Genomic DNA, 24,240 nt, shown 5'->3' on the forward strand with positions numbered 1-24,240 from the left:
TTCATTTCAATCGATTTAAAGCAATATGAGCGGAAATTCCAGCGCCGTTTTCAGGCTGTCGCCAACGCGCTGACGCCGCCATTGCGGCCGGACCATTCGAGTGGTGCATTGAGGAAGGATTCGACCTCCGACAGGGTCTTTTCATCGAACAGCTTCTGCGCCTTGGCGACCGCCAGAACATCACGCCAGGTGGCGATGTTGTGCAGCGTCACGCCCTTTTCCTGCATCTCGGCGCGGGCCTTCGGGAAGATATCATAGTAGAACAGGGCGATACCATGATCGACCACGCCGCCGGCCGCGCGGATGGCGTCGATGAACGTGAACATCGAGCCGCCGGCCGTCGTCAAATCCTCGATGACGAGGACACGCGCGCCGTCGGGCATATGGCCTTCGATCTGGGCATTGCGGCCGTGACCTTTTGGCGCCTTGCGCACGTAGATCATCGGCAGCGCCAGCCGTTCGGCAAGCATCGCTGCAAAGGGAATGCCCGCCGTCTCGCCGCCGGCGATAACGTCGAACTGCTCGAAACCGGCCTCGCGCAGGACGGTCGCGGCGGCGAAATCCATTACCGTCGAGCGGATGCGCGGATAGGAGATCAGCTTGCGGCAATCGATATAGACCGGGCTCGCCATGCCCGAGGCAAGCTTGTAGGGCTCGTCGGCGCGGAAATGCACCGCCTTGATTTCCCAGAGCATCTTGGCAACGAGTTCGGCCATGACGGCCTTGTCGGGAAAGGATGTCTGGATCATCGGCGGTCTCCTTCAGGCTTGGATTTTTGTCTCCCGCGCATAGCAGTTCAGGTCTTCGAAAGCCAGAGGCGGAACGCCTGGAACCGCTGGCCGCAGTGTTCGCCATGTTTTTGCGCCAATCAAGCCGGTTCGCCGGTTTCGATCAGGCGGCCGGCGCTGGACCAAACTCGTTGTCGCCAGGTGTGCCGGGCGTCGCATAGAAAATGACCAGCACGACAAGGCCGATGATCGGGATGAGACCGATCAGCACCCACCAGCCGGTCCTGTCGGTATCATGCAGGCGGCGGATGGCGACGCCGAGGCCCGGCAGCAGCAGTGCCAGCCCCGCCGCAATGCTGAAAAGCTCAATTCCGATGGTCGCATCGACAATCGTCGCAGCGATCGCAACCATGACATTGAACAGGGCGAACCACCAGAATTCCGGGCGGCTCGCCCGGCCCGTGAAGACGGTGTATTTGGAAAGTGCGGTTGTAACAGCCTGGTTGAAATTCATGAATTCCCCCTCTGACAATCACCCGGAAATCCACGTCCTCACGTGTCGGAATCGCCTTCACAGGTCCCGGATGCAGCAAAAAGAGTATTCACAAATGCCGATTGAAAAAAGTGTTTTTTCCCGCGCAGGGTTCAGCGCCCGATGACCGTCCAATGCAGCGGGAACATCGGGTCGAAAACAGTGACCGTGCCGGCTTCCGTCTCGATCTTTTCGGGAAAATTGACCGGATCCGCCTGCTTGCGCAGCGTAATTGTTTCCTCGTTGGCCGGCAGGCGGTACCAGGCCGGGCCGTTCAGCGACGCGAAGGCCTCCAACTTATCCAGAGCATTTTCCTGCTCGAACACATGCGCAAGGCAACTCATCGTGTTGATCGAGGTATAGATGCCGGCGCAGCCGCAGGCGCACTCCTTCAAGGGGTCGACATGCGGGGCGGAATCGGTGCCGAGGAAGAAGCGGGCATCACCGGACGTTGCGGCGGCGCGCAGGGCAAGACGATGCACTTCGCGCTTGGCAACCGGCAGGCAATAATAATGCGGACGGATGCCGCCGACGAGAATGGCGTTGCGGTTGATGATCAGGTGATGGGTGGTGATCGAGCCTGCGAGATTGGCTTTCGACGACTTGATATAGTCGATGCCGTCCTTGGTGGTGACGTGTTCCATCGTCACCTTCAGTTCCGGAAGGCGGGCGCGCAGCGGATCGAGCACGGTTTCGATGAAGACCGCTTCGCGGTCGAAGATATCGACCTCGGGCGCCGTAACCTCGCCATGGACGCAGAGCGGCAGGCCGATCCTGGCCATGCGTTCCAGCACCGGCATGGCATTTTCGAAATTGCGCACCCCGCTTTGGGAATTCGTCGTTGCGCCGGCCGGATAGAGCTTGACGGCCGTGATCAGGCCGCTTTCGTGCCCAGCTTCGACATCATCCGGGTTCGTGCCTTCGGTGAGATAAAGCGTCATCAGCGGCTCGAAGCGATCGCCCTTGGGAAGGGCTGCCATGATGCGCTCGCGGTAGGCCGTTGCATCCGCGGTGGTGACGACGGGCGGCACCAGATTGGGCATGATGATGGCGCGGGCGAAGTGGCGGCTGGTGTCGCCGATCACGCCCTTCAGCATGCCGCCGTCGCGCAGATGCAGATGCCAGTCGTCGGGACGGCGGATCGTAAGTTCGGTGACGGCGTGCGTGCTCATGACGGGGTTCTCCAGGCGCAATCTACTGGCGCATGGTTCCAGGGCATGCGCTGACCGAAGGTTCGGATAGCATCATTATACGCGGGAAAACAATGATCGACTGCCGGCGTCAGGCGGTTTCGAAAATCTCGATGGCGATATCGGCCGGCCGGGAATTGTCGATGATCCGCTTTCCATTCGGCAGATCGTTGCCGTGGAGCTTCCATTCGATGCCGGCAGCATCGAGGCCGTAGTGGATCCAGCGCTGCCGCAGGCGTTCCTCCAGAACCTCGTAGGACGGACCGACGAAGATCGACAGGTCGAACATGCCGTCGAGCCTCGACCAGGGCGCCTCATCAAGCAGCAGATAGTTGCCTTCCGCGAGAATGATGCGCGTCTCCGGCGCGATCACCCGGGCCGAGGCGATGGCGATCTCGCGGGAGCGGTCGAAGACCGGCACGAGAACCTCCTCGTCCGCCTTTCGCACCGCGGCGACAATATCGATGAAAGCGCGGACGTCGAAGGTTTCCGGCGCGCCCTTGCGTTTCAACAGGCCGCGCGCTTCGAGGATGCCGTTATCCATGTGAAAGCCGTCCATCGGCAGGACGGCGGATTTTTCGCCGCGCAGCGTCAGTTCTTCCTGGAGGGCATCGGCGAGCGTGGACTTGCCGGCCCCGGGGGGGCCGGCAATGGCGACGATGAAGCGTGGCAACTTCCCGGCCTTCTCGACGACGGCGTCGGCGATGGCCGCAAGCGTCATGGTCATGCGGCGAGTGCCTCGCGTGGCGGCTCCTTCGCGCCGGTCATGAAGGCAACGGCATCCGACATGGTGTATTCCTTCGGATTGATGACGCAGAGGCGTTTGCCAAGCCGGTGGATGTGGATGCGGTCGGCCACCTCGAACACATGCGGCATGTTGTGCGAGATGAGCACGATCGGAAGGCCGCGCGCGCGCACGTCGAGGATCAGTTCCAGAACGCGGCGGCTTTCCTTCACCCCGAGCGCTGCCGTCGGCTCGTCAAGAATGATGAGCTTGGAGCCGAAGGCGGCGGCGCGGGCCACGGCCACGCCCTGGCGCTGGCCGCCGGAGAGCGTTTCCACCGCCTGGTTGATGTTCTGGATCGTCATCAGACCGAGTTCCGACAGTTTGTCACGGGCGATCTTTTCCATCGCCGCATGATCGAGCATGCGCAAGACCTTGCCGAGAGGGCCGGACTTGCGGATTTCCCGGCCGAGAAACATGTTGTCGGCGATCGAAAGCGCCGGCGACAAAGCAAGGTTCTGGTAAACCGTCTCGATGCCCGCCTTGCGCGCCTCGATCGGCGACCGGAAGTGCACAACCTCGCCATCCAGGCGAATTTCACCTTCGTCCGGATGGATCGCGCCGGAAATCGCCTTGATCATCGAGGACTTTCCGGCGCCGTTGTCGCCGATCACGGCAAGGATTTCGCCCTTGTAGAGATCGAAATCGGCTTGGTCGAGTGCGGTGACGCGGCCGTAGCGCTTGACGAGGCCACGCGCGGTGAGAATGGGTTCCTGAGCCATCAGCCTGCCACCTTTCTGATCCACTGGTCGATTGCAACGGCGGCGATGATAAGCACACCGATCAAGAGATAGGTCCATTGCGGGTCCGTGCCGATCAGGCGCAGGCCGAGCTGGAAGACGCCGACGATCAGCGCCCCGAACAGCATGCCCATGATCGAGCCGCGGCCGCCGAAGAGCGAGATGCCGCCGATCACCACCGCGGTGATCGATTCGATGTTGGCGAACTGACCCGCCGTCGGCGAAACCGAGCCGATGCGGCCGATCATTGCCCAGCCGGCGAGCGCGCAGATCAGGCCCGACAGGATATAGACCGACATTAGCATCTTCTTGACGTTGACGCCTGAAAGTTCTGCGGCTTCCGGATCGTCGCCGACCGCGTAGACATGTCTGCCCCAGGCGGTTTTGTTGAGCACAAACCAAAGGATGCCGACGAGCAGCACCATGGTGATCACGCCGTAGGTAAAGACAGCATTGCCGATCCGGATATTGCTGCCGAAGAACTGGAGGAGCGGCGCGCTGGTGCTGATGTCCTGCGAGCGGATCGTCTCGTTGGCGGAATAAAGGAAGTTCGACGCCAGCACGATCTGCCACATGCCGAGCGTGACGATGAAGGGCGGCAGCTTGACGCGCGACACCAGCCAGCCGTTGACGGCACCACAGAGCCCACCGACGACAATGCCGCAGATCACCGCGATCTCCGGCGGAAAGCCGTAGCGGAAGGTAAATTGCCCCATCACCACGGACGAAAGCACCATGATCGCGCCGACCGACAGGTCGATGCCGGCCGTCAGGATGACCAGGGTTTGCGCGGCGCCGACGATGCCGGTGATTGCCACCTGCTGCAGGATCAGCGTCAGGGAAAAGGCCGAGAAGAACTTCGAGCCGAGAACCGTCCCGAAGACGACCAGCGAAAGGACCAGCACGATCAGCGGCACCGCCGCCGGTCTCTTATGCAGAAAGTGCTGGGCCTTCTGCAAGGGTGTCTTGTCATGCGTATCAAAGGAAGCAACCTGTTTCGAACTGCCACTCAGGACCTTTTCGAATTCCTGTGATGGCTGTGAGGCTACTGTCGGTTCGCTCATGAAAAATTCCTCCCGCCTCTTAAAACCGTTCCCGTCGGTATGGGCTCCTCACCCCATCCCGCCTGCGCGGCGCACCGGACAGGTGGGCAGGGCAAGAGTGGAAGTGTGCCCACGGTTATGGCGTTTTGTCAAAATGACAGGTCATAGCTCAAACGAAGGGCGGCCGAAGCCGCCCTTCGTCCCGTTCAGCGGCGGGGTATCAGCCCCAGCACTTGTCCGTGCCGGCCTTGGTGTCGATCGATTCAACGCCAGCGGCGGGCTTGTCGGTCACGAGCGACACACCCGTATCGAAAAAGTCCTTGCCTTCGGTCGGCTTCGGCTTTTCACCGGTGTCGGCGAATTTCTTGATCGCTTCGATGCCGAGCGAGGCCATCAGCAGCGGATACTGCTGCGACGTCGCGCCGATGACGCCATCGATGACGTTCTTGACGCCCGGGCAACCGCCGTCGACCGACACGATCAGAACGTCCTTTTCCTTGCCGACCGCCTTCAATGCTTCATAGGCGCCGGCAGCGGCTGGCTCGTTGATCGTGTGAACGACATTGATGGACGGATCCTTCTGCAGAAGGTTTTCCATGGCGGTGCGGCCGCCTTCCTCATTGCCGTTGGTGACGTCGTGACCGACAATGCGCGCATCGTCTTCGTCGCCGATCTTGCTGGCATCCTTCGGGTCGATGCCGAAGCCGATCATGAAGCCCTGGTCACGCAGGACGTCGACGGTCGGCTGGGACGGCGTCAGATCGAGAAAAGCCACCTTGGCGTCCTTGGCCTTGTCGCCGAGCGTTGCCGCGGCCCACTGGCCGATCAGCTTGCCGGCAAGAAGGTTGTCGGTTGCGAACGTGGCATCAGCGGAATCGGCCGGTTCAAGCGGCGTATCCAGCGCGATCACGAGAATACCGGCGTCGCGCGCCTTCTGCACGGCCGGCACGATGCCCTTGGTGTCGGAAGCCGTCAACAGAATGCCCTTGGCACCATCGGCAATGCAGGTTTCGATCGCCGCGACCTGGCTTTCGCTGTCGCCATCGACCTTGCCGGCATAGGACTTCAGCTCGACGCCGAGTTCCGCCGCCTTAGCTGCGGCGCCTTCCTTCATCTTGACGAAGAAGGGGTTGGTATCGGTCTTGGTGATCAGGCAGGCCGAAACGCCGGCGGCCTGAGCGGGTGCAGCAAAAACAACGCCGAGCGCAAGCGCGCCGAGAGCGGCTGAAACAATAGTCGTCTTCATGAAATCCTCCCAAGGATTGAAAATTGGAACCGGTCTACCGGCTCGTCAGGCCTCGCCCACCACAACATCTCCACTGCCGAAGTTGGCGCTTCCGGACACAAAACAAACACCAAAACCAAACCCTGTCAATAAATAAATCAAATTGAATTATTAAAAATCTGTGGCATTCTCTGCGCAGAAAATGTGCATGCGCTTTTCACTGGTGCAGCGCGCACGCAAAAATGGAATGAAGGCGCAATCAGGAGGCCGGTCCGAAAAACACCCAGTTCGGACAGGAGATGGCGCTCGCGGGAGGAACAGGGGCATGACACCACAAGCCGATTCCGGCACTGCCCCGCCGATGCCGGACGTTCTGGATCCAGGCGGCGGCGCCAACCTCACTCGTGTCCGCGCCTATAACGAGCGGCTGGTCATGTCGCTGGTGCGCCGTCACGGCAGCCTCTCGAAAGCCGATATCGCCCGGCGCTCCGGCCTCTCCGCGCAGACGGTCTCCGTCATCATGCGGGCGCTCGAAAAAGACGATCTGCTGATGCGCGGCGATCCGGTGCGCGGCCGCGTCGGCCAGCCCTCCATTCCCATGCGGCTCAATCCGGATGCAGTCTACTCCTATGGCGTCAAGATCGGCCGGCGCAGCTGCGACCTCGTGCTGATGGATTTCGTCGGCAATATCCGCCTGCAACTGCACCAGATCCACGCCTATCCGATGCCGGACGAGATCCTGTCCTTCATCGTCGAGGGAATACCGAAGCTCGAAAAGACGCTGACGGACGAGCAGCAGGGGCGTATTGCCGGTGTCGGCATCGCAACCCCCTTCCAGCTGTGGAGCTGGGCCGAAGAGACCGGTGCGCCAAAGGAAGCGATGGACAGCTGGCGCGGCTTCGATCTGCGCAGCGAAGTGGCTGCGCGCACGCGTCATCCCGTGCTGATGCAGAACGATGCCACGAGCGCCTGCGGTGCAGAGCTCATATTCGGCGTCGGCGCATCCTACCCGGACTTCATCTACTTTTACATTGGCTCCTTCATCGGCGGCGGCATCGTCTTGAATTCCTCGCTATTTTCCGGCCGCACGGGAACCGCTGGCGCAGTCGGCCCGCTGCAGGTTTCCGACAACAACGGCAAGCCGCAGCAGCTTCTGAAAATCGCTTCGATCTTCGTGCTTGAAAATCTGCTGCGCGAGAGGGGCATCGATCCGAAACCGCTCTGGTACTCCGCCGATGAATGGATCGACTTCGGCGAGCCGCTCGAGACCTGGATACAGCTCACGGCAGCAGCCCTCGCCCAGGCGATCGTCTCGGCCGCCTCGATCATCGATTTCGGTGCAGCCGTGATCGACGGCGGCTTTCCCGGTTGGGTGCGCGGGCGCATCGTCGCCGCCATCCGCAAAGCTGCAGGCGAGCTTGATCTCGAAGGCGTCATCATGCCAGAAATCATCGAGGGCGCCGTCGGCGCCCAGGCCCGCGCCATCGGCGGCGCAAGCCTGCCGCTTTTCTCCCGCTATCTCATCGATACGAACGTTCTTTTCAAGGAAACAGCCTGATGCTGAAAGGTCTAAACCCGATCCTGAGCCCCGAGCTTCTGGCGACGCTCCGGGCAATGGGCCATGGTGACGAAATCGCGCTGGTCGACGGCAACTATCCGGGCCTCGAACATGGCCGCCGGTTGATCCGGCTCGACGGTCATCATCTGATCCCGGTTCTCGACGCGATCCTGAGCGTCATGCCGATCGACGACTTCGTGCCGGAGGCGATTTTTCGCGCCACGGTCAAGCAGGACCGCGATGCGCTCGACCCCGTGCACCGCGACATCATCGCCTGCTGTGCCAAGCATGAGCCCGATCGAGTGGTTACTCCGCTGCTCGGGCCGGATTTCTATCCAAGGGTCAGGGCCGCACATACGGTCGTCCAGACCAGCGAGCCGCGGCTCTATGGCAATGTCATCCTGCGCAAGGGCGTGATCTACCCCTGACGCTTGCTCTAAAACAAATAAGGCCCGCCGGGTGGTCCGGCGGGCCTTATTTGCAATCTGTCCGTACTCAGGCGTTAGCCGGGACACCTCGGCGGGCATCGACCGAGATCGAGCCCGGGCCGAAAGCGGCAAGAACCAGGAAGCCGCCAGCGATCGTGATGTTTTTCATCATCATGATCTGGTTGAACATGCTCAGCATGCCGTTTGCCTCAGGCGAGAAGGTCGGCACGTTGATCGGCCCGCCATGAAAGACGAAACCGGTAAAGAGGCAGAAGGCGGCAAGCAGATATGCTGCGATGCGCGTCTGGAAACCGACCAGAACGGCAAGTCCGCCGATCAGTTCGAACAGGCCGGCGAGGTAGGTCAGCGCCGTTGCTGCCGGAAGGCCGGCATTGGCGATCATGCCGGCGGTCGAGCCAGCGTCGGTCAGCTTCGAAAAGCCGGACATGATGAAGATGACGGAAAGCAGAATACGTCCGACGAGGACAACGGCGTTTTGCGGCATGGAAAAGACTCCAGTTTGGGTTCGTTATGGCGCTAGATTTATCAGCGATTCCAAATTCATCCAGCCCATCAGGACGAAACAGATCGTTCACAATAACAAAACAGCGAACCCAGGCCGTCAACATCGCGTGATGAGGTACGCGCTCCGGAGGCCCGACTGTCGCAATTCCGTTGGAACCGCTTAGAGATATGGTGCGCAGTCGATTTTCATGGTCTTTTTTGTTGCAACACCTTGAAGACTGCGAAAGAATTTCGCTGCGGCAGAAATGAGCTTGGGGACGGGGAAGCAGTATGAGTGAAATCAACAAAAGTCCCGCCTTCTGGCGTTCCTTTCCGATCTTCGAAGAATTCGACAAGGAAACAGTCGCGGCTGTTGCAGCCCTTGCGACCTATCGCAAATGGACTGCAGGGACGGTGATCTTCCAGCGCGGCGACGAAGGCAACTACATGATTGCCGTCCTGTCCGGCCGTATCAAGCTGTCGCTCATCACGCCACAGGGGCGAGAACTGCTCTTGCGGCACATCGAGGCCGGAGCGCTCTTCGGCGAGATGGCCATTCTCGACGACCAGCCGCGCTCGGCCGATGCCACGGCGATTACCGTCACGGAAGGATATGTCATCGGCAAGAGGGCCTTTCTCGACTTCATCACCCATACGCCAAACGCCGCCGAATCGATCATCCGCTATCTCTGCTCACAACTGCGCGACACCACCGACCGGCTGGAAACGATCGCGCTCTACGACCTGCATTCGCGTGTTGCCCGCTTCTTCCTGGCGACGCTCAAGCAGATCCATGGCAACGAACTGCCGGAAAGCGCCAACCTGCGTTTGACACTCAGCCAATCCGACATCGCCGGCATTCTCGGCGCCAGCCGCCCGAAGGTGAACCGCGCCATCCTGGCGCTCGAGGAATGTTCGGCCATCAAACGCGCCGACGGCGTCATCACCTGCCATATCGGCCGTCTGCAGAAGATCGCGGAACCCGAAGAGGATTAACGCTTTGAAAAGCTTCCGCCTGCCCCGGGTCAGGCCGCTCTTTGCCGGAGCGGCCGCGAGCGTTTTGAGCGCGCTGTTCTTGTTTTTCTACGCCGGACCGGTGCTTGAAACGCAGCGGGAGCTTTTCTTCGATTCGCTGACGCAATGGGTACCTGCGCCGCAATCCGATCAGATCGCCGTCATCGACGTGGACCGGAAATCGGTGCAGCAGACCACGCAGAAGAGTTGGGGCCGGGCCGAAACGGCCGATCTTCTCTCCCGGTTATCAGAGGCCGGTGCCAAGGCTGTCGCCGTCGATTTCATCTTCAGCACGGCCTGCGATCCCGCTGAGAAATCCAATGCCGCGCTGACGCAGGCGATTTCGCGCGTGCCCGTCATCCTCGGCTTTCTGATCGCAGATGGCGGTCCAGAGCATCCTGCGCCCGTTCCGCCCGTTGCGGTCCGGCGGCCGGTGGCGATCCCCGACCTGTGGTTCATCGACGGCGCGGAAGCCTCCTGCACGTTTCTGCAAAAGGCGTCGCGTTCTGCGGCAGCCGCCTTTCTCGTCGGCGACGAAGATGCCCGCATCCGCCGTGTCCAGGCCTTTTCGATCCTTGGTAACGATGCCTATCCGGCGCTCGGGATCGAGGCGGCACGCCTGGCTGAAGGAGGCCGTACGCCGATCCTGGGCGGGCAACCGGCCTGGCTGAAGCTCGAAACCCAGCTGATCGAACTGGACGAGGATGGCAGTCTGCGGTTTGCCGCGAGCCCCGCCACCGCAATCGACGCGCGGACGGTATCGGCGGGGGATGTGCTGAGCGGCGGCGTTGCGGATGAGCGATTCAAGGGCAAGACGGTCTTCATCGGCAGCAGCCTTCCCAATCTCGGCGGCTTGCGCTCCACGGCCTCGATGCCGCTCGAACCCTCCGTGCAAATCCATGCCGACATTGCGAACGCCGTACTGACCGGCTTCATCCCCAATCGCGACGCACGACTGCCGCTCTATGAAGCGGCGCTGGCTTTGATCGGCGGGCTGCTGGTCGCCTTCATTGCCACCCGTCTGCGGCCGGTGACGTCGGCGCTGCTGGGGCTTCTGGCGATTTCCGCGACGATCGCGGCTACCGCCGCGATCTATGCCTCATCCGCCCTGCTGGTCGATGCCGTCGGCATCAGCCTCGCCCTCGTCTTTGTGCTTGTCGTCACCAGCGTGCTGCAGTTTGCCCGCGTGCGCCGGGCGGAATCGGCGGCGCGCAGCAAGTTTTCACAATACCTGCCGCAGTCCGTGGTGGCCCGCTACATCGACAATCCGGACGACGACCGCGTCGCGGGCGAGGAACGTCCGGTGACGGCACTCTTCACCGACATCGAGGGCTTTTCCACCCTGTCGCAGAAGCTTGCACCGCGCGACCTCGTCACCCTGCTCGACATCTACTATGCCGAGGTCAACGGTCTGGTCGCCCGCTATGGCGGCATGGTCGACAAGGTGGTGGGGGACGCCGTGCACGCGTTTTTCAACGCGCCGGAGGATCTGGTGGATCACGTCAACAAGGCGCTCGATTGCGCCGAGGCGATCCGGGCCTTGACCGAGGAAATGCGGCGGCGACCCGGCTTCATCGACCATCAATTCGGCCGCACGCGCATCGGTATCGAAACGGGGATCGCCGTGCTCGGCGAAGTCGGGGCCGGCAGCAAGCTGGACTATACCGCCCATGGCGACGCCATCAACCTTGCTGCCCGGCTTCAGGAAGCCAACAAGTTCCTCGGGACCGCCATCTGTGTCGGCCCGGAGGCTGCGGTCCAGAGCGGCCGCAGGTTGCGCTCGCTCGGCATGCACGAAATCCGCGGCTTCGGCGACATGGAACTGTTCACCACCGAAGCCTGAGACGGCCTTTACAGCGCCGCGCGTCAAACATGACGCGCAAAGGACGCTGTAACACTTTGATCTGCTGCATAATTTTATCCTCAAATCGATTCCGATTTAAGGAATTATGCAGTAGCGCCTCGGGCCGTCAGCGCGTCAGGCCGACGCTCGCATAGGCCTCGACGATTCTCGCTTCCTTCCAGACGACCGTTTCCGTCGGTGCGTCGCCGGGTCGTGCGATCTCGATGCCCTCGCCGGCGCCAACCAGGCGCTCAACGCCGCCGCCCTCGACCGACACCTGGCCGTGTTCGACGAAGACTGCGAAAACACCACGGTTCGGGCCGGCGAAGAATTTCGTTCCGCGCACGCCAATCATGCCGAAAGTGGTGCGCAGGGCGAGATCGATCTTCGGCAAGCCTTCCGGCCGATCGAAGACCATCTGCCCCATGCCGAGCTCCATCGTGCCGCCCTGGCCGGCGATGAAGCTGTCGAGAAGCAACTCCGTCTCGCTGCCGAGCAGGATACGGGTATCGTCGAGCTGCAGGTCGGCGAAGCTTTCCGCGGCAGTCCGGACAAAGTCGTTGTCCATGATCTGCGCGCCGGTCGCCAATCCCTCTTCCTTCTCCGCCCGCTTGAGGCTGACCTTGCCGCGCACGTCGGCCGCCTTGCCGATCACGGTGCTTGCCTGCGTTGGAATGGGGGGAAATCCGCCCACGACCAAAGCGCAGCCGGCGACGAATGTCCGCCGTCCGATCAGGACGTGCCGCATCGGGGTACTCTCTCGCGTCATGCCCTTGCTCCTTGTTCAAACAATCCGGTTCCGAAGCAGCATCCGCGCGACAGGCTGGGAAAGCCTGCCTGCCGGACACGCCTTTGGCCGGGTCGTTGTCATTCTTCCTCCCCGGCGGCGCGAAACGCTGTTTCCCAAGGAACAGCAGCAGGCCGGCGCGCCCCATAGGGTGACACAAACACGAAGGAGAACGCCATGAAAAACGAAACCGACACGCGCATTTCAGTGATCAATGCGATCCTGCTCGCCGCCGTGAGCCTGCTTTCGATCGCGGCGATCGCCGTCCCCTCCGCCCGCGCCGCCTCACCGATGCTTCCGGCAGACCAGTGCGACGCCGAAGCCGGCAGCGAACACGACCTGCAGCGCAACCTGTCCTTTCGTCCCGTCGCGACCGAAGACATCCGCATCGGCATTGCCCTTTCGGCTTGCCGCGAGGCCTTCAACCAGGGCAGCGACCCGCGCCAGACCTTTCAGCTCGCCCGCGTGCTCCATGCCGCAGGCCAGCAGGCGCAAGCCTTCCGGATGCTCGAAAAAGCGTCGGAAGGCGGGCATGCGGTCGCGATGGTGAACTACGCCGTCATGCTCGGCGAGAGGGGCGATCCGGCGACCGCCTTTGCGCTCTACCAGAACGCCGCGGCGACGGGAAACATCCTCGCCGCCTATAATCTCGGCGTCGCCTATCGCGACGGCGTCGGCACTTCCGCCGATGGCGTACTCGCCGCGCAGTGGTTCGAACGGGCATCGGTGGCCAAGGACAATCTCGGCGCCTTCAACCTCGCCGTCATGCTGGACGAAGGCACGCAGGTTCCGGAGGACGACCGCAAGGCCGCGCAGTTCTACAAGCTCGCCGCCGATCGCGGCAATGTCGACGCGATGGTCAATCTCGGTCTGATGCTGGAAAATGGCGAAGGCATGAAGGCCGACCCGGTTGCCGCCACGGCGATGTTCACGAAGGCTGCGGAAAAGGGCGACGAATTCGCCATGGCAAAGATCGCGAAGCCTGAGATCGATACGGCAATGACGGCCAGCATCGAGCCGAGCGAACAGGCAAACCTCGTTCTGGCAAAATCGGGCCGTGCGAAATGAGGCAGCCACATCCGAGAAATGGCCTGCTGCCGTCTCATTCGCAAGAGCCGCGCGCGGTGCGCTGGGCGGGCGAGGACCGGTCGCCGCAGCGCCCATTCCCGATAATCAAACCGTAAGCTGACGTTATCCGTCAGCGAATTTCGCCCGCTTGCGGGCCCCAGGTATCGGTCAGGGCGAAACCATCGGCCAGCGGATCGAACGGATCGAGCGCGACCTGATGCAGGCCGAAGGTCCAGCCGCGGCCTGAAATCGTCGGGATGATCGCGGGGCGGCCCGCGACCTCGGTCACGCTTTCCAGCCCCACTTCGAATTCCGAACCGATGATGGAACGCGACTTGAAGACATCGCCGACCTTCGCCAGCCCCCGCGCGTGAAGCGTCGCGAGATTGGCGGAGCTGCCGGTGCCGCAGGGTGAACGGTCGACCCGGCCCGGCCACATCGTCGTGCAGGTACGCACCGTGCCGTCCGCTTCGGTATCGCGGAACATCACATAGGCGACGCCCTTGATCTCCGGAATTTCCGGATGGACGACGGGGATCGTGCGGTTGACAAGGTCCTTCAACATCATGCCGGCCTCGACGATCCGGCGGGCATTGGCCTTTTCGATCGTCGTGCCGATCTGTGCGACATCGACGAGCGCATAGAAGACTCCGCCGAAGCAGAGGTCCATCTTGATCCGACCCCAGTCGGGCGTATCGACCTCGACATCCAGCTCATGCACGAAGGACGGCACCATGGTGAGCTTGACGCGCTCACAACGGCCGTCGCGGCAGGTGGCCGTCGCCTTGACAAGGCCCGCGGCGGTGTCGAGCATCACCACCGTTTCCGGTTCCTTCATTTCGACAATGCCGGATTCGAGCAGAGCCGTCGTCACGCAGATCGAGTTTGAGCCGGACATCGCATGCGCCTGGTCGGCCTGCAGAATGATGAAGCCCGCATCCGCCTCCGGCCGCTTCGGCGGCACCAGAAGATTGACCGAGCCGATCGAGCCCGAGCGCGGCTCGAGGCAGAGAAAGCGCCGGAGGCTATCGTCCACCGTATTGATGTGGTTCATCTGTTCGGCGATCGAATTGCCCGGAATTTTCGGCACCCCGCCGATCGCCACCTTGCCGATTTCGCCTTCGCAATGAACATCCAGCAACTGGATAGTGCGTTTCCATCTCATCACTTTAACTCCGGATTCGAAAAATCAGTTCCAGCCGCGCATCAGCGCCGCGTCGGCAGCGAGTTCGGCCATGAAGGTGCGTTGGTGCCTGAGGGCTGCCACGGCCGTGTCGCGATCGGCGATCTCGAAGCGCAGCCGCGTTCCCACCGGCGCCTGCGCCAGCTTCCACAGATCCGCCTCGATGACATTGGCGATCTTCGGATAGCCACCGCAGGTATTGGCTTCGGCAAGCTGGATGATCGGCTGGCCGTTCGGCGGCACCTGCACCGTGCCCGGCATGATACCATGCGAGAAAAGCTCCAGCTTGCGCGTGAGCGAAAGTTCCGGCCCGCTCAGGCGGTAGCCCATGCGGTTGGCGTCATTGGTGATCAGCCAGCCGGTTTGATGAAATTTCGAGATCGCCTTGCCCGTGAAGGCGGCATATTCGGCGCTCGGCAAGACACGCAGGATGATTGCCTCGTCGTTTTCCACTGGGCGCCCGCGCAACGCCGATACATCCGCGCCGTAGCCGCCTTCCATCCTCAACACTCTGCGAGACGTTTCGGCAAGCGCCAGCCTGTCGCCGCGGTTCAATCCGCGCCCCTCGAACCCGCCAAAAACGCTCTTGAGATCGGTGGAACGCGAACCGAGCACGAGCGGCACGTCGATACCGCCCTGGAAGGCGATGACGGTGCGGGCACCCGAGCGCGGCGGGCCGAGCGTCAGGACCTCTCCCGCCTTGGCATTCATGGCCCACCAACCGGGAACCTGCCGATCATCTAGCTTTGCCGGGCAATCGGCACCAGCCACGGCGAAAACCGTGTTGGCCTCGAACCGCAACCGGAAGGGAAACAGCGCCACCTCGATGCCGGCCGCATGCGCCTCGTTCCCAACCAGCAGGTTGGCGATTTCGAGCGCGGGAGGATCCATCATGCCGGAGCGGCCGACACCGGCATTGAGATAGCCGGTGCGCCCGAGGTCCTGCACGGAATTGACCGCGCCCGTCGACAGGATTTCGATCATGCCTTGACCTCGATCACACGGAAGCGGATGCGATCGCCCGGTTTGCAGGCGGATGGCGGATCGCGCAGCGGGTCGAAGAGAGGGACCTCGGTTCTGCCGATGATGTGCCAGCCGGAGGGCGCCGTGCAGGGCATGATGCCGGCTTGCGCGCCGCCGATGATCACCGAGCCGATCTCGACCTTCATCCGCGGCACCGCACGGCGCGGCATGGCAAGGGCAGGATCAAGCCCGGAAAGATAGACGAAACCCGGCATCGCCCCGACAGCCGCAACCGAGTAGACCGCTTCCGAATGCCTGCGCACCACCTCATCGACAGTCAGCCCGGCATGCTCCGCGAGCGACGCCAGATCCTCGCCATCCGGCCCGCCATAAATCACCGGGATGTCAACATCCCGGCCAACAACCGCATCCGGCACCACCGTTCGCCAGGCATCGAGAAGTTGATGCTCGATGGTGGCTGGCGGGATCAGGAGCGGATCGAACACGATCATCAGGTTGTTCATTCCCGGCACGGTCTCGGCCACGCCTTTGATGGCCAGCATCTCCGCCGCAACTGCCCAGATTCGCGATTGAACATCGTCCGAAAAAACGGCATCGGCGGTGTCGAGCAGGATCGCCCCCGCGCCTTCCGTGCTCAATCTGGGAGAAACAACTTCGGTCACCTGAGAATATCCACCGAACGAACTCGACGCCTATCTGATATATCAGCTTTATGGTCTTGCCTAGCTACTATCGGGTTCACACGGACGATTCTGCGCCATCTGCCATGCCTCCCATGTAAATCGAGGTAATTTGACCGGAGGCTGCATAGCCCGTCAACCGTCCTTCGCGACCACCGAGAGGCGCATCCTGTCATTTCCCTCATCCTCGACATAGGCTAGGATCGACCTAACCCGACCATCGAACAGCTGGAAAATGCATTGAGCACCAAACCCTTGAGCGTCGACCTCAATTCCGACATGGCCGAAGGATTCGGCGCCTACCGGATGGGCGACGATGATTCGATCCTGAAGGTCGTCACCTCGGCCAATATCGCCTGCGGTTTTCACGGCGGCGATCCGGAGATCATGGCGACGACCTTTGCGCTGGCGAAGGAGCGAGGCGTGGCCGTCGGCGCCCATCCCGGCTTTCCCGATCTCTGGGGCTTCGGCCGCCGCAACATCCCCTTCTCCGCCGGCGAGATCGAGCGGCTGGTCGCCTACCAGATCGGTGCGGCACAGGCGATGTCGGCCTATGCCGGCCACCCGATCACCCATGTGAAGACGCATGGTGCGCTCGGCAACCTGACCCAGCAGAACGCCGAGGTGGCGATGGCCGTCAACCGCGCCATCAAGGCGGTCGATCCGTCCCTCGTCTGCCTCGTCATCGCGCTCGGCCACCAGCAACGGCAGGCGAACGAGATGGGGCTGAAGACCGCGTCCGAAATCTTCGCCGACAGGGCCTATACGGAAGAAGGTTATCTCGTCGACCGCAAGATTCCCGGCTCCGTCATCCACGATCCGGCCGAGGCCGCCGCCCGCGTCATCCGCATGGTCCGCACTGGTGCCATCGAGACCATCACCGGCAAGAGCATCAGAACCCCGATTGATTCGATCTGCGTCCACAGCGACACGCCGGCTGCCGTCATGATTGCTGCGACTGTCCGCCTCGGCCTCGAGGCCGACGGCATTGCGGTTAAAAACTTCCTTTCCTGATTTTGGCGAAAACGAGACATTCATGGACCTCGACCTGATCGAACGGCTGATGCGCCTTCTGGAAAATTCCAGCGTCAACGAACTGGAACTGACGGAAAACGGCACGCGCATCCGTCTGTCGAAGACGGTTGCGGTGCCTCGGCCGAGCGCAGCCAGCGCTGCATCTTCATCGACCGGAGTTCGTGCGAACGCAACTGCGTCCGCCTCTGCGGCTGGGCCAAAAGAACATGTCATCGTTGCCGGATTGCCCGGCACCTTCTACCGCTCGCCGCTGCCGGGCGAAGCGCCCTTCGTCGAGATCGGCGCCGTTGTCGAGGACGGCCGCAAGCTCGCCATCATCGAGGCCATGAAGATGATGAACCCGGTGGAGGCCGACTGCGCCGGCCGGGTCACCGCAATCCACGTCGAAGACGGTGCGCCGGTCACCGCGGGCATGCCGCTGATGACGATCGAAAAGGCCGTGTGAGCCGATGCAAAGCGAAGACATCCAAAGCGTGCTCGCGTTGATGAAACGGCATGGAATTGCCGCGTTCGACTATGAGCATGGATCGGTCCAGCTTCATTTGACGCTTGGTGCCGATGCGGAAGCCGCCGCGACAGCATCGCCATATCCGGCCGGCGCGTCAGACCCGGAGACGATCCGCTCCCCCGGCGTCGGCATTCTTCTCTACGCTCATCCTGCAAATGCGAGTTCGGCACCGGCGCTGCCGCGGAAGGCCGCGAAAGGCGAGGTCGTTGCCTACATCAAGACGGGCCTGACACTGCGCTCCGTTCTTGCCACGAGGGATTGCCACCTTCATCGCGCCGTGGCCGCTGAAGGGACCGGCGTCGGCTATGGCGACGCGCTGCTTGACGTCGCGCCGTGATGGAATAGTCCCAATTATGTTGCTTGACGCCCAGGCCTCCCGCAGCCAGCCTGATGGTGATTATTAGTAACAATGGACTTACCAAAGATGACGAAGCTGATCGTCTTCACCGACCTGCATATGGTGCCCGAGGGCACGTCGATCATCGGGCTTGATCCGTTCCAACGGCTGTCCGCCGGCATCGCGCACGTCAACCGCTATCACCCCGATGCGGACCGGGTGATCGTCATGGGCGACCTGGCGCACCAGGCCGACCGGCCGTCCTATGAACGGCTGAAGGGTCTGCTGGACCAGTTGGTCGCTCCGCTCGCCATCACCATCGGCAATCATGACCGGCGCGACATCGTTCTCGACGTTTTTCCGGATGTCGCGCAGGACGAGGATGGTTTCGTGCAGCAGGCCATCGATTTTCCCGACTGCCGCGTCGTCATCCTCGATACGCTGTTTGCCCCGCCTTACGACTATCCGCGCAGCCATGCCGGCTTCCTCTGTACCAGGCGCCTCGCTTGGCTCGACCGGCAGCTGGAAACGGCTGGCGACTTGCCGGTGCTGCTCTTCATGCACCACCCGCCGCACGCGACCGGCTTTACCGGCATGGACATGATGCGCCTGATCAACGAGGTGGACTTCTACGACGTGGTCAAGCGCCACGGCAATGTCCTGCATATCTTTGCCGGCCATGTGCACCGGACAATTTCCGGCTCCAGCCGCGGCATTCCCTTCTCCGTTTTCAAGAGCCCGGTGCATCAGCAGCCCATGCCCTTCGACGCGCCGGACGCCTCCCTCTCCGTCGACGAACCCGCCGCCTACGGCATCGCGGTCATGACCGATACGGGCATTCTGGTGCATACTGAGGATTACGAGATCGCGGTCAGGGAAGCAGCGGTGGCTTAGCGCCGCGCGTCAAATGCCCCCTCGGCAGTCGATCCGAGACCGATCGCGGCGTTGGAAATCCGTCGGATCAGGCTGCTGCTCTGAGATCAAAGTTCGCGTGGATCACGTCGTAAGGAACGCACACTTTGCCGTCCTCGGTATGTTCGACGATGCCCCAATCTGCAAGCGCTGTAATGTCGTCGTGAACGCGCTTGACGTCCCGCTCGATGGATCTCGCCAGTCCACGTATGCTGGACGGCCCGATTTTCTGAAGGTGCTCGATGAGCTCCCATCTTTTCGGAGTGATGATCGTGAATAATTGGGCGGGCGAGGAAAAGGTAAAAACCGCAACCGGCTCGGACGGCTGCCCCGTCCGCATTGCGGTAGATGCTCGCTCGAACGCCTCATCGAATGCCGCCTCTGTATCCGAACGGATCTGGATTAACGCCTCTCTCATTGCTGCTGCCTCCTTTTTGACAATTTCCTTCCGAAAATCGGAAAGAAGTGCGTCAGTGCTGGTAAACGTGTAAGGGTATTCCATGCCGTCGAGATGGCAATGATCTCCCTTGCCACGTTCATTGTCGAAGCCGACAATTCGATTTCCGTTCCGGCCATAAAAGAGCCTGCACTTGAACAGGCGCGCTGCCGGGAACCGGCTCCGGGACCTTCCAGATGACGATTTCCATGATCGAACCATCGGGGAAAACAAGCTTCGAGCGTTCAATTAGCGCTGCCGAAATCATGTTGTCATTTATGACATCAGACACCCGGCGTTGTCAATCATGCCAACGCTTCAGACAACAAAACCCTGGCGGATCGAACAAGCCGCGACTGGTTCGGCAGCCGGCTATGTCTCCCTATCCTATTCCGCTCGCACGGAATTTCAGCTACCTTACGCACATGACCCTCACCGTTCCCACTGAAGATTTTGACTGCCAGAGTTGCGGCGCCTGCTGCAGCTATTCCGAGGATTGGCCACGGTTTTCGCTGGAGACGGACGAGGAACTGGAGCGTATTCCGGCCGAATATGTCGCTGCCGATCTCGGCGGCATGCGCTGCGAGGACAATCGCTGTTCGGCGCTGGACGGCAAGCTCGGCGTTCATGTCGGCTGCAGGATTTATGCCGTGCGGCCGATCGTCTGCCGCACCTGCATGCCGGGGGACGATGAGTGCCTGATGGCACGCCACAAGCTGTCGCAGAAAGTCCTGCTCTGACTTCGGATCGTCCGGCAGGTTTTTAGTTCTGCCGTATAGTACACGGTTTCAGTGACCATATTATGTGAAACATTCGCCGAAGCCGACATTTTACCGGATGGATATCCGGGAACCTCTGCCCTATTTTTGCGCGCAGGATTTGACGGCGCTCCGCGCCAGTTTCAGAGAGACGAGATCGATGAGCCAGCCGCAGAAGACCCCGCAGACCGCCCCCCTGCCCTTCGAAAATTTTGCGCCGCCGATCGGCGCGCAGACCGCGCTGCGGCGAGCGATCACCGCCGCCTATCGCCGGCCGGAAACCGAGTGCCTGCCGCCGCTGGTCGAGGCCGCCACCCTGCCGGACGATATCCGTGCTCAGGCCCGGGCGACCGCCCGCAAGCTGATCACGGCGCTGCGTGCCAAGCACAAGGGCTCCGGCGTCGAGGGGCTGGTGCATGAATACTCGCTGTCGAGCCAGGAAGGCGTGGCGCTGATGTGCCTGGCCGAAGCGCTCTTGCGCATTCCCGATACCGCGACCCGCGACGCGCTGATCCGCGACAAGATCGCCGACGGCGACTGGCGCTCGCATATCGGCGGCGGCCGCTCCCTGTTCGTCAATGCCGCCACCTGGGGCCTCGTCGTCACCGGCAAGCTGACCGCCACCGTCAACGACCGCAGCCTGTCCGCCGCACTCACCCGTCTGATCGCACGGGCCGGCGAGCCGGTGATCCGCCGTGGTGTCGATATGGCGATGCGGATGATGGGCGAGCAGTTCGTCACCGGCGAGACCATCGACGAGGCGCTGAAGCGCTCGCGGCCGCTGGAAGTGCGCGGTTTCCGCTATTCCTACGACATGCTCGGCGAGGCCGCGACGACGGCTGCCGACGCCACGCGCTATTATGCCGACTACGAAAACGCCATCCATGCGATCGGCAAGGCCTCGAACGGGCGCGGCATCTATGAAGGCCCCGGTATATCGATCAAACTTTCGGCGCTGCATCCGCGCTATGTCCGCGCCCAGAGCGCCCGCGTCATGGGCGAGCTGCTGCCGAAGGTGAAGGCGCTGGCGCTGATCGCCAAGAGCTACGATATCGGCCTCAATATCGACGCCGAGGAAGCCGACAGGCTGGAACTGTCGCTCGACCTGCTCGAAGCGCTGCGGCTCGATCCGGATCTTTCCGGCTGGAACGGCGTCGGCTTCGTCGTCCAGGCCTATGGCAAGCGCTGCCCCTTCGTGCTCGATTTCATCATCGATCTCGCCCGCCGCTCCGGACACCGCGTGATGGTGCGCCTCGTCAAGGGCGCCTATTGGGATGCCGAGATCAAACGTGCGCAGATCGACGGTCTCGACGGTTTTCCGGTCTATACCCGCAAGATCTATACCGACGTTTCCTATATCGCCTGCGCGAAGAAGCTGCTGGCTGCGACCGACGTCATCTTCCCGCAATTCGCCACCCACAATGCGCAATCACTGGCGACGATTTATGAAATGGCCGGTCCTGACTTCAAGGTCGGCGATTACGAGTTCCAGTGCCTGCATGGCATGGGCGAACCGCTTTATGACGAGGTGGTTGGCAAGGCCAATCTCGACCGTCCGGCCCGCATCTATGCGCCGGTCGGCACGCATGAGACGCTGCTTGCCTATCTCGTGCGACGCCTGCTCGAAAACGGCGCCAATTCCTCCTTCGTCAATCGCATCGCCGATCCGGCCGTCTCGATCGACGAGCTGATCGCCGATCCGGTCGATGCCGTCCGCGCCATGCCGGTGATGGGCGCGCAGCACGACCAGATCAAGCTGCCGGCCGATCTCTATGGCGGGCGCCAAAACTCCGCCGGCCTCGACCTTTCCAACGAAGCCGAGCTGTCGATTCTGTCGGATGCCCTGAAGGCAAGCGCCGCGATCGGCTGGACGGCCGCGCCGCAGCTTGGATCGCAGACCCTGCGCGGCGAAAGCCGGACCGTGCTCAATCCCGGCGACCATCGTGACGCCGTCGGCGCGGTCATGGAGACGTCAGAGGATGATGCCTGCCGTGCCGTCAAGATCGCCCTTGCCGAAGGCGCGACGTGGAGCAGCGTGCCGCCGGCCGAGCGCGCGCAGTGCCTGGTGCGCGCCGCCGATCTGATGCAGGCGCGCATGCCGACGCTGCTCGGCCTGATCGTCCGCGAGGCCGGAAAATCGCTGCCGAACGCGATCGCCGAAGTGCGTGAAGCGATCGATTTCCTGCGCTATTACGCCGAACAGGCGACCCGCACGCTCGGCCCGGCGCATCAGGCGCTTGGGCCCATCGTCTGCATCAGCCCTTGGAACTTCCCGCTGGCGATTTTCACCGGCCAGATCGCCGCAGCACTCGTTGCTGGCAATCCGGTGCTGGCCAAGCCAGCGGAAGAAACGCCGCTGATCGCAGCCGAAGGCGTGCGTCTCCTGCATGAGGCCGGCATTCCGCCGGAAGCCCTGCAACTGCTTCCCGGCGACGGCCGCGTGGGTGCTGCCCTCGTTGGTGCAGAGAATATCGCGGGGGTCATGTTCACCGGCTCGACGGAAGTTGCGCGGCTTATTCAGGCCCAGCTTGCCGATCGTCTGTCGCCGTCCGGCCGGCCGATCCCGCTGATTGCCGAAACCGGCGGCCAGAACGCGATGATCGTTGACTCGTCGGCGCTTGCCGAACAGGTCGTCGGCGACGTCATCGCGTCGGCATTCGACAGCGCCGGCCAGCGCTGCTCGGCGCTCAGGGTTCTCTGCCTGCAGGACGATGTCGCCGACCGCGTTCTCACCATGCTGAAGGGCGCGCTGCACCAACTCGATATCGGCCGCACCGACCGGCTTGCCGTCGATGTCGGCCCGGTGATCACCGCCGAGGCCAAGGGCATCATCGACAGGCACGTTGAGGCCATGTCCAGCCTCGGCGCCAAGGTCGAGCAGATCGCGCTTTCGCCTGCCACTGCAGAAGGCACCTTCGTGCCGCCGACGATCATCGAGCTGGAGAAGCTCTCGGACCTGAAGCGCGAGGTCTTCGGCCCGGTGCTGCACGTGCTGCGCTACGAGCGTGACGATCTCGACCGGCTGATCGACGATATCAACGCCACCGGCTATGGCCTCACCTTCGGCCTGCACACGCGCCTCGACGAAACCATCGCCCATGTCACCTCGCGCGTGAAAGCCGGCAATCTCTACGTCAACCGCAACATCATCGGCGCCGTCGTCGGCGTGCAACCCTTCGGCGGCCGCGGACTGTCAGGCACAGGTCCGAAAGCCGGCGGCCCGCTCTATCTCGGCCGCCTGGTCACTGTGCCGCCGGTTCCGCCGCAGCACAGTTCGGTGCACACAGATCCGGTGCTGCTCGATTTCGCCAAGTGGCTGGATGGCAAGGGCCTCAAGACCCAGGCGCAGGACGCCCGCGAAACCGGCAGCCAGTCGGCGCTGGGGCTGACGACCGAGCTTGCCGGTCCGGTGGGCGAGCGCAACCTCTATGCGTTGCATCCGCGCGGGCGCATTCTGCTCGTGCCGGAAACCGCGGATGGCCTCTACCGCCAGTTGGCCGCCGTGCTTGCCACCGGCAACAATGCGGTCATTGACACGGCATCCGGCCTCAAGGATGCGTTGACCGCCTTGCCCGCCACGGTCGCGGCCCGGATTTCCTTTACCTCGGACTGGAAGGCGGACGCTCCTTTTGCCGGCGCGCTGATCGAAGGCGATGCCGAGCGTATCCGGACCGTCAACAAGCAGATCGCCGCCCTGCCCGGTCCGCTGGTCCTCGTCCAGGCCGCGTCAACGGAAGAGCTTGCCCGCAATCCCGATGCCTATTGCCTGAACTGGCTCCTGGAAGAGGTCTCCACCAGCGTCAATACGGCGGCCGCCGGCGGCAATGCGAGTTTGATGTCGATCGGGTAAAACGAAACGGAGTGTTTGAGAGCACCCGCTGCTTACGGAGAGCTACCCCCCTCTGTCACTTCGTGACATCTCCCCCTCAAGGGGGGAGATCAACTGCGGCGAAAGCTCCGCCA

General features: G+C 62.3%; 24 protein-coding genes. 11 read left to right on the forward strand and 13 right to left on the reverse strand.

Annotated features, from left to right (window positions below; translation table 11 throughout):
- Positions 1-50: 50 nt before the first annotated feature.
- The 7 genes from ACSQ3F_RS03770 to ACSQ3F_RS03800 all read right to left on the reverse strand — a co-directional run bounded on the left by ACSQ3F_RS03770 (position 51) and on the right by ACSQ3F_RS03800 (position 6,263).
- Positions 51-749, reverse strand: coding sequence for an orotate phosphoribosyltransferase (locus ACSQ3F_RS03770; RefSeq protein WP_436098995.1), 699 nt, complete (start codon positions 747-749; stop codon positions 51-53).
- A 142-nt stretch (positions 750-891) separates the two neighbouring features.
- Entirely contained in the window at positions 892-1,242 is a 351-nt protein-coding gene (locus tag ACSQ3F_RS03775) for a DUF805 domain-containing protein (RefSeq protein WP_436098996.1), read from the reverse strand.
- Positions 1,243-1,373: 131 nt separating this feature from the next.
- Positions 1,374-2,432, reverse strand: a complete 1,059-nt coding sequence (gene pyrC, locus ACSQ3F_RS03780; protein WP_436098997.1) for a dihydroorotase — start codon at positions 2,430-2,432, stop codon at positions 1,374-1,376.
- Between the two features lie 109 nt (positions 2,433-2,541).
- The gene (locus ACSQ3F_RS03785) at positions 2,542-3,171 is read right to left on the reverse strand and encodes a nucleoside triphosphate hydrolase (protein ID WP_436102026.1); all 630 of its coding nucleotides are present in this window, start codon (positions 3,169-3,171) and stop codon (positions 2,542-2,544) included.
- Between the two features lie 2 nt (positions 3,172-3,173).
- Positions 3,174-3,956, reverse strand: coding sequence for an ATP-binding cassette domain-containing protein (locus ACSQ3F_RS03790; RefSeq protein ID WP_436098998.1), 783 nt, complete (start codon positions 3,954-3,956; stop codon positions 3,174-3,176).
- Positions 3,956-5,038, reverse strand: a complete 1,083-nt coding sequence (locus ACSQ3F_RS03795) for an ABC transporter permease (protein ID WP_436098999.1) — start codon at positions 5,036-5,038, stop codon at positions 3,956-3,958. Before ACSQ3F_RS03795 ends, ACSQ3F_RS03790 begins: the two co-directional genes overlap by 1 nt.
- Positions 5,039-5,237: 199 nt before the next feature.
- Positions 5,238-6,263, reverse strand: a complete 1,026-nt coding sequence (locus ACSQ3F_RS03800; protein ID WP_436099000.1) for a sugar ABC transporter substrate-binding protein — start codon at positions 6,261-6,263, stop codon at positions 5,238-5,240.
- A 304-nt stretch (positions 6,264-6,567) separates the two neighbouring features.
- Here ACSQ3F_RS03800 and ACSQ3F_RS03805 point away from each other — a divergent pair, with 304 nt between their 5' ends.
- A complete protein-coding gene (locus ACSQ3F_RS03805; protein ID WP_436099001.1) occupies positions 6,568-7,800 on the forward strand; it encodes an ROK family transcriptional regulator in 1,233 nt (410 codons plus the stop codon).
- Positions 7,800-8,228 carry an RbsD/FucU family protein gene (locus ACSQ3F_RS03810; protein ID WP_436099002.1) on the forward strand — a complete coding sequence of 143 codons (429 nt, stop codon included), beginning with the start codon at positions 7,800-7,802 and terminating at the stop codon, positions 8,226-8,228. The genes ACSQ3F_RS03805 and ACSQ3F_RS03810 overlap by 1 nt, the downstream gene beginning before the upstream one ends.
- 67 nt (positions 8,229-8,295) lie before the next feature.
- Here ACSQ3F_RS03810 and ACSQ3F_RS03815 read toward each other — a convergent pair whose 3' ends face one another.
- On the reverse strand, positions 8,296-8,733 hold the full coding sequence (locus ACSQ3F_RS03815) for a DoxX family protein (RefSeq protein WP_436099003.1): 438 nt from the start codon (positions 8,731-8,733) through the stop codon (positions 8,296-8,298).
- Positions 8,734-9,023: 290 nt separating this feature from the next.
- Between ACSQ3F_RS03815 and ACSQ3F_RS03820 the strand changes: the two genes are divergently transcribed.
- Together ACSQ3F_RS03820 and ACSQ3F_RS03825 are read left to right on the forward strand one after the other, a co-directional pair.
- Positions 9,024-9,728, forward strand: coding sequence for a Crp/Fnr family transcriptional regulator (locus ACSQ3F_RS03820; protein ID WP_436099004.1), 705 nt, complete (start codon positions 9,024-9,026; stop codon positions 9,726-9,728).
- 4 nt (positions 9,729-9,732) lie between these two features.
- Positions 9,733-11,589: a CHASE2 domain-containing protein gene (locus ACSQ3F_RS03825; RefSeq protein ID WP_436099005.1), complete on the forward strand. Its 1,857-nt coding sequence runs from the start codon at positions 9,733-9,735 to the stop codon at positions 11,587-11,589.
- 127 nt (positions 11,590-11,716) lie between these two features.
- Here ACSQ3F_RS03825 and ACSQ3F_RS03830 read toward each other — a convergent pair whose 3' ends face one another.
- Positions 11,717-12,337, reverse strand: a complete 621-nt coding sequence (locus tag ACSQ3F_RS03830) for a FecR family protein (protein WP_436102027.1) — start codon at positions 12,335-12,337, stop codon at positions 11,717-11,719.
- 216 nt (positions 12,338-12,553) lie between these two features.
- Here ACSQ3F_RS03830 and ACSQ3F_RS03835 point away from each other — a divergent pair, with 216 nt between their 5' ends.
- On the forward strand, positions 12,554-13,444 hold the full coding sequence (locus ACSQ3F_RS03835; RefSeq protein WP_436099006.1) for a tetratricopeptide repeat protein: 891 nt from the start codon (positions 12,554-12,556) through the stop codon (positions 13,442-13,444).
- 130 nt (positions 13,445-13,574) lie between these two features.
- Here ACSQ3F_RS03835 and ACSQ3F_RS03840 read toward each other — a convergent pair whose 3' ends face one another.
- Genes ACSQ3F_RS03840 through pxpB form a run of 3 tightly spaced genes read right to left on the reverse strand, consistent with a single transcriptional unit; the run spans position 13,575 to position 16,273 of the window.
- On the reverse strand, positions 13,575-14,609 hold the full coding sequence (locus ACSQ3F_RS03840) for a proline racemase family protein (protein WP_436099007.1): 1,035 nt from the start codon (positions 14,607-14,609) through the stop codon (positions 13,575-13,577).
- A gap of 24 nt (positions 14,610-14,633) precedes the next feature.
- On the reverse strand, positions 14,634-15,611 hold the full coding sequence (locus ACSQ3F_RS03845; protein ID WP_436099008.1) for a biotin-dependent carboxyltransferase family protein: 978 nt from the start codon (positions 15,609-15,611) through the stop codon (positions 14,634-14,636).
- Positions 15,608-16,273, reverse strand: a complete 666-nt coding sequence (gene pxpB, locus ACSQ3F_RS03850; RefSeq protein WP_436099009.1) for a 5-oxoprolinase subunit PxpB — start codon at positions 16,271-16,273, stop codon at positions 15,608-15,610. The genes ACSQ3F_RS03845 and pxpB overlap by 4 nt, the downstream gene beginning before the upstream one ends.
- A gap of 258 nt (positions 16,274-16,531) precedes the next feature.
- Here pxpB and ACSQ3F_RS03855 point away from each other — a divergent pair, with 258 nt between their 5' ends.
- The 4 genes from ACSQ3F_RS03855 to spdA all read left to right on the forward strand — a co-directional run bounded on the left by ACSQ3F_RS03855 (position 16,532) and on the right by spdA (position 19,065).
- A complete protein-coding gene (locus ACSQ3F_RS03855) occupies positions 16,532-17,305 on the forward strand; it encodes a LamB/YcsF family protein (RefSeq protein WP_436099010.1) in 774 nt (257 codons plus the stop codon).
- Positions 17,306-17,327: 22 nt separating this feature from the next.
- The gene (gene accB / locus ACSQ3F_RS03860) at positions 17,328-17,771 is read left to right on the forward strand and encodes an acetyl-CoA carboxylase biotin carboxyl carrier protein (protein WP_436099011.1); all 444 of its coding nucleotides are present in this window, start codon (positions 17,328-17,330) and stop codon (positions 17,769-17,771) included.
- 4 nt (positions 17,772-17,775) lie between these two features.
- On the forward strand, positions 17,776-18,171 hold the full coding sequence (locus tag ACSQ3F_RS03865; RefSeq protein WP_436099012.1) for a hypothetical protein: 396 nt from the start codon (positions 17,776-17,778) through the stop codon (positions 18,169-18,171).
- Between the two features lie 87 nt (positions 18,172-18,258).
- Complete coding sequence (gene spdA, locus ACSQ3F_RS03870) at positions 18,259-19,065, forward strand: 2', 3'cyclic nucleotide phosphodiesterase SpdA (protein ID WP_436099013.1); 807 nt, start codon at positions 18,259-18,261, stop codon at positions 19,063-19,065.
- 67 nt (positions 19,066-19,132) lie between these two features.
- Here spdA and ACSQ3F_RS03875 read toward each other — a convergent pair whose 3' ends face one another.
- Positions 19,133-19,768 carry a toxin-antitoxin system TumE family protein gene (locus ACSQ3F_RS03875; RefSeq protein WP_436099014.1) on the reverse strand — a complete coding sequence of 212 codons (636 nt, stop codon included), beginning with the start codon at positions 19,766-19,768 and terminating at the stop codon, positions 19,133-19,135.
- 176 nt (positions 19,769-19,944) lie between these two features.
- On the opposite strand from ACSQ3F_RS03875, the gene ACSQ3F_RS03880 reads away from it, so the two are divergent.
- The gene (locus tag ACSQ3F_RS03880) at positions 19,945-20,259 is read left to right on the forward strand and encodes a YkgJ family cysteine cluster protein (RefSeq protein WP_436102028.1); all 315 of its coding nucleotides are present in this window, start codon (positions 19,945-19,947) and stop codon (positions 20,257-20,259) included.
- Positions 20,260-20,437: 178 nt separating this feature from the next.
- A complete protein-coding gene (putA, locus tag ACSQ3F_RS03885) occupies positions 20,438-24,127 on the forward strand; it encodes a trifunctional transcriptional regulator/proline dehydrogenase/L-glutamate gamma-semialdehyde dehydrogenase (RefSeq protein ID WP_436099015.1) in 3,690 nt (1,229 codons plus the stop codon).
- Positions 24,128-24,240: the final 113 nt, after the last annotated feature.

The sequence above is a fragment of the Pararhizobium sp. LjRoot238 genome, assembly GCF_964252955.1.
Classification (GTDB): Bacteria; Pseudomonadota; Alphaproteobacteria; order Rhizobiales; family Rhizobiaceae; genus Pararhizobium.

Excerpts from the sequence above, each read along its gene's own strand:
- ACSQ3F_RS03770 (WP_436098995.1), bottom strand. The coding sequence starts at position 749 with ATGATCCAGACATCCTTTCCCGACAAGGCCGTCATGGCCGAACTCGTT.
- ACSQ3F_RS03775 (WP_436098996.1), bottom strand. The coding sequence starts at position 1,242 with ATGAATTTCAACCAGGCTGTTACAACCGCACTTTCCAAATACACCGTC.
- pyrC (WP_436098997.1), bottom strand. The coding sequence starts at position 2,432 with ATGAGCACGCACGCCGTCACCGAACTTACGATCCGCCGTCCCGACGAC.
- ACSQ3F_RS03785 (WP_436102026.1), bottom strand. The coding sequence starts at position 3,171 with ATGACGCTTGCGGCCATCGCCGACGCCGTCGTCGAGAAGGCCGGGAAG.
- ACSQ3F_RS03790 (WP_436098998.1), bottom strand. The coding sequence starts at position 3,956 with ATGGCTCAGGAACCCATTCTCACCGCGCGTGGCCTCGTCAAGCGCTAC.
- ACSQ3F_RS03795 (WP_436098999.1), bottom strand. The coding sequence starts at position 5,038 with ATGAGCGAACCGACAGTAGCCTCACAGCCATCACAGGAATTCGAAAAG.
- ACSQ3F_RS03800 (WP_436099000.1), bottom strand. The coding sequence starts at position 6,263 with ATGAAGACGACTATTGTTTCAGCCGCTCTCGGCGCGCTTGCGCTCGGC.
- ACSQ3F_RS03805 (WP_436099001.1), top strand. The coding sequence starts at position 6,568 with ATGACACCACAAGCCGATTCCGGCACTGCCCCGCCGATGCCGGACGTT.
- ACSQ3F_RS03810 (WP_436099002.1), top strand. The coding sequence starts at position 7,800 with ATGCTGAAAGGTCTAAACCCGATCCTGAGCCCCGAGCTTCTGGCGACG.
- ACSQ3F_RS03815 (WP_436099003.1), bottom strand. The coding sequence starts at position 8,733 with ATGCCGCAAAACGCCGTTGTCCTCGTCGGACGTATTCTGCTTTCCGTC.
- ACSQ3F_RS03820 (WP_436099004.1), top strand. The coding sequence starts at position 9,024 with ATGAGTGAAATCAACAAAAGTCCCGCCTTCTGGCGTTCCTTTCCGATC.
- ACSQ3F_RS03830 (WP_436102027.1), bottom strand. The coding sequence starts at position 12,337 with ATGCGGCACGTCCTGATCGGACGGCGGACATTCGTCGCCGGCTGCGCT.
- ACSQ3F_RS03835 (WP_436099006.1), top strand. The coding sequence starts at position 12,554 with ATGAAAAACGAAACCGACACGCGCATTTCAGTGATCAATGCGATCCTG.
- ACSQ3F_RS03840 (WP_436099007.1), bottom strand. The coding sequence starts at position 14,609 with ATGAGATGGAAACGCACTATCCAGTTGCTGGATGTTCATTGCGAAGGC.
- ACSQ3F_RS03845 (WP_436099008.1), bottom strand. The coding sequence starts at position 15,611 with ATGATCGAAATCCTGTCGACGGGCGCGGTCAATTCCGTGCAGGACCTC.
- accB (WP_436099011.1), top strand. The coding sequence starts at position 17,328 with ATGGACCTCGACCTGATCGAACGGCTGATGCGCCTTCTGGAAAATTCC.
- ACSQ3F_RS03865 (WP_436099012.1), top strand. The coding sequence starts at position 17,776 with ATGCAAAGCGAAGACATCCAAAGCGTGCTCGCGTTGATGAAACGGCAT.
- spdA (WP_436099013.1), top strand. The coding sequence starts at position 18,259 with ATGACGAAGCTGATCGTCTTCACCGACCTGCATATGGTGCCCGAGGGC.
- ACSQ3F_RS03880 (WP_436102028.1), top strand. The coding sequence starts at position 19,945 with ATGACCCTCACCGTTCCCACTGAAGATTTTGACTGCCAGAGTTGCGGC.
- putA (WP_436099015.1), top strand. The coding sequence starts at position 20,438 with ATGAGCCAGCCGCAGAAGACCCCGCAGACCGCCCCCCTGCCCTTCGAA.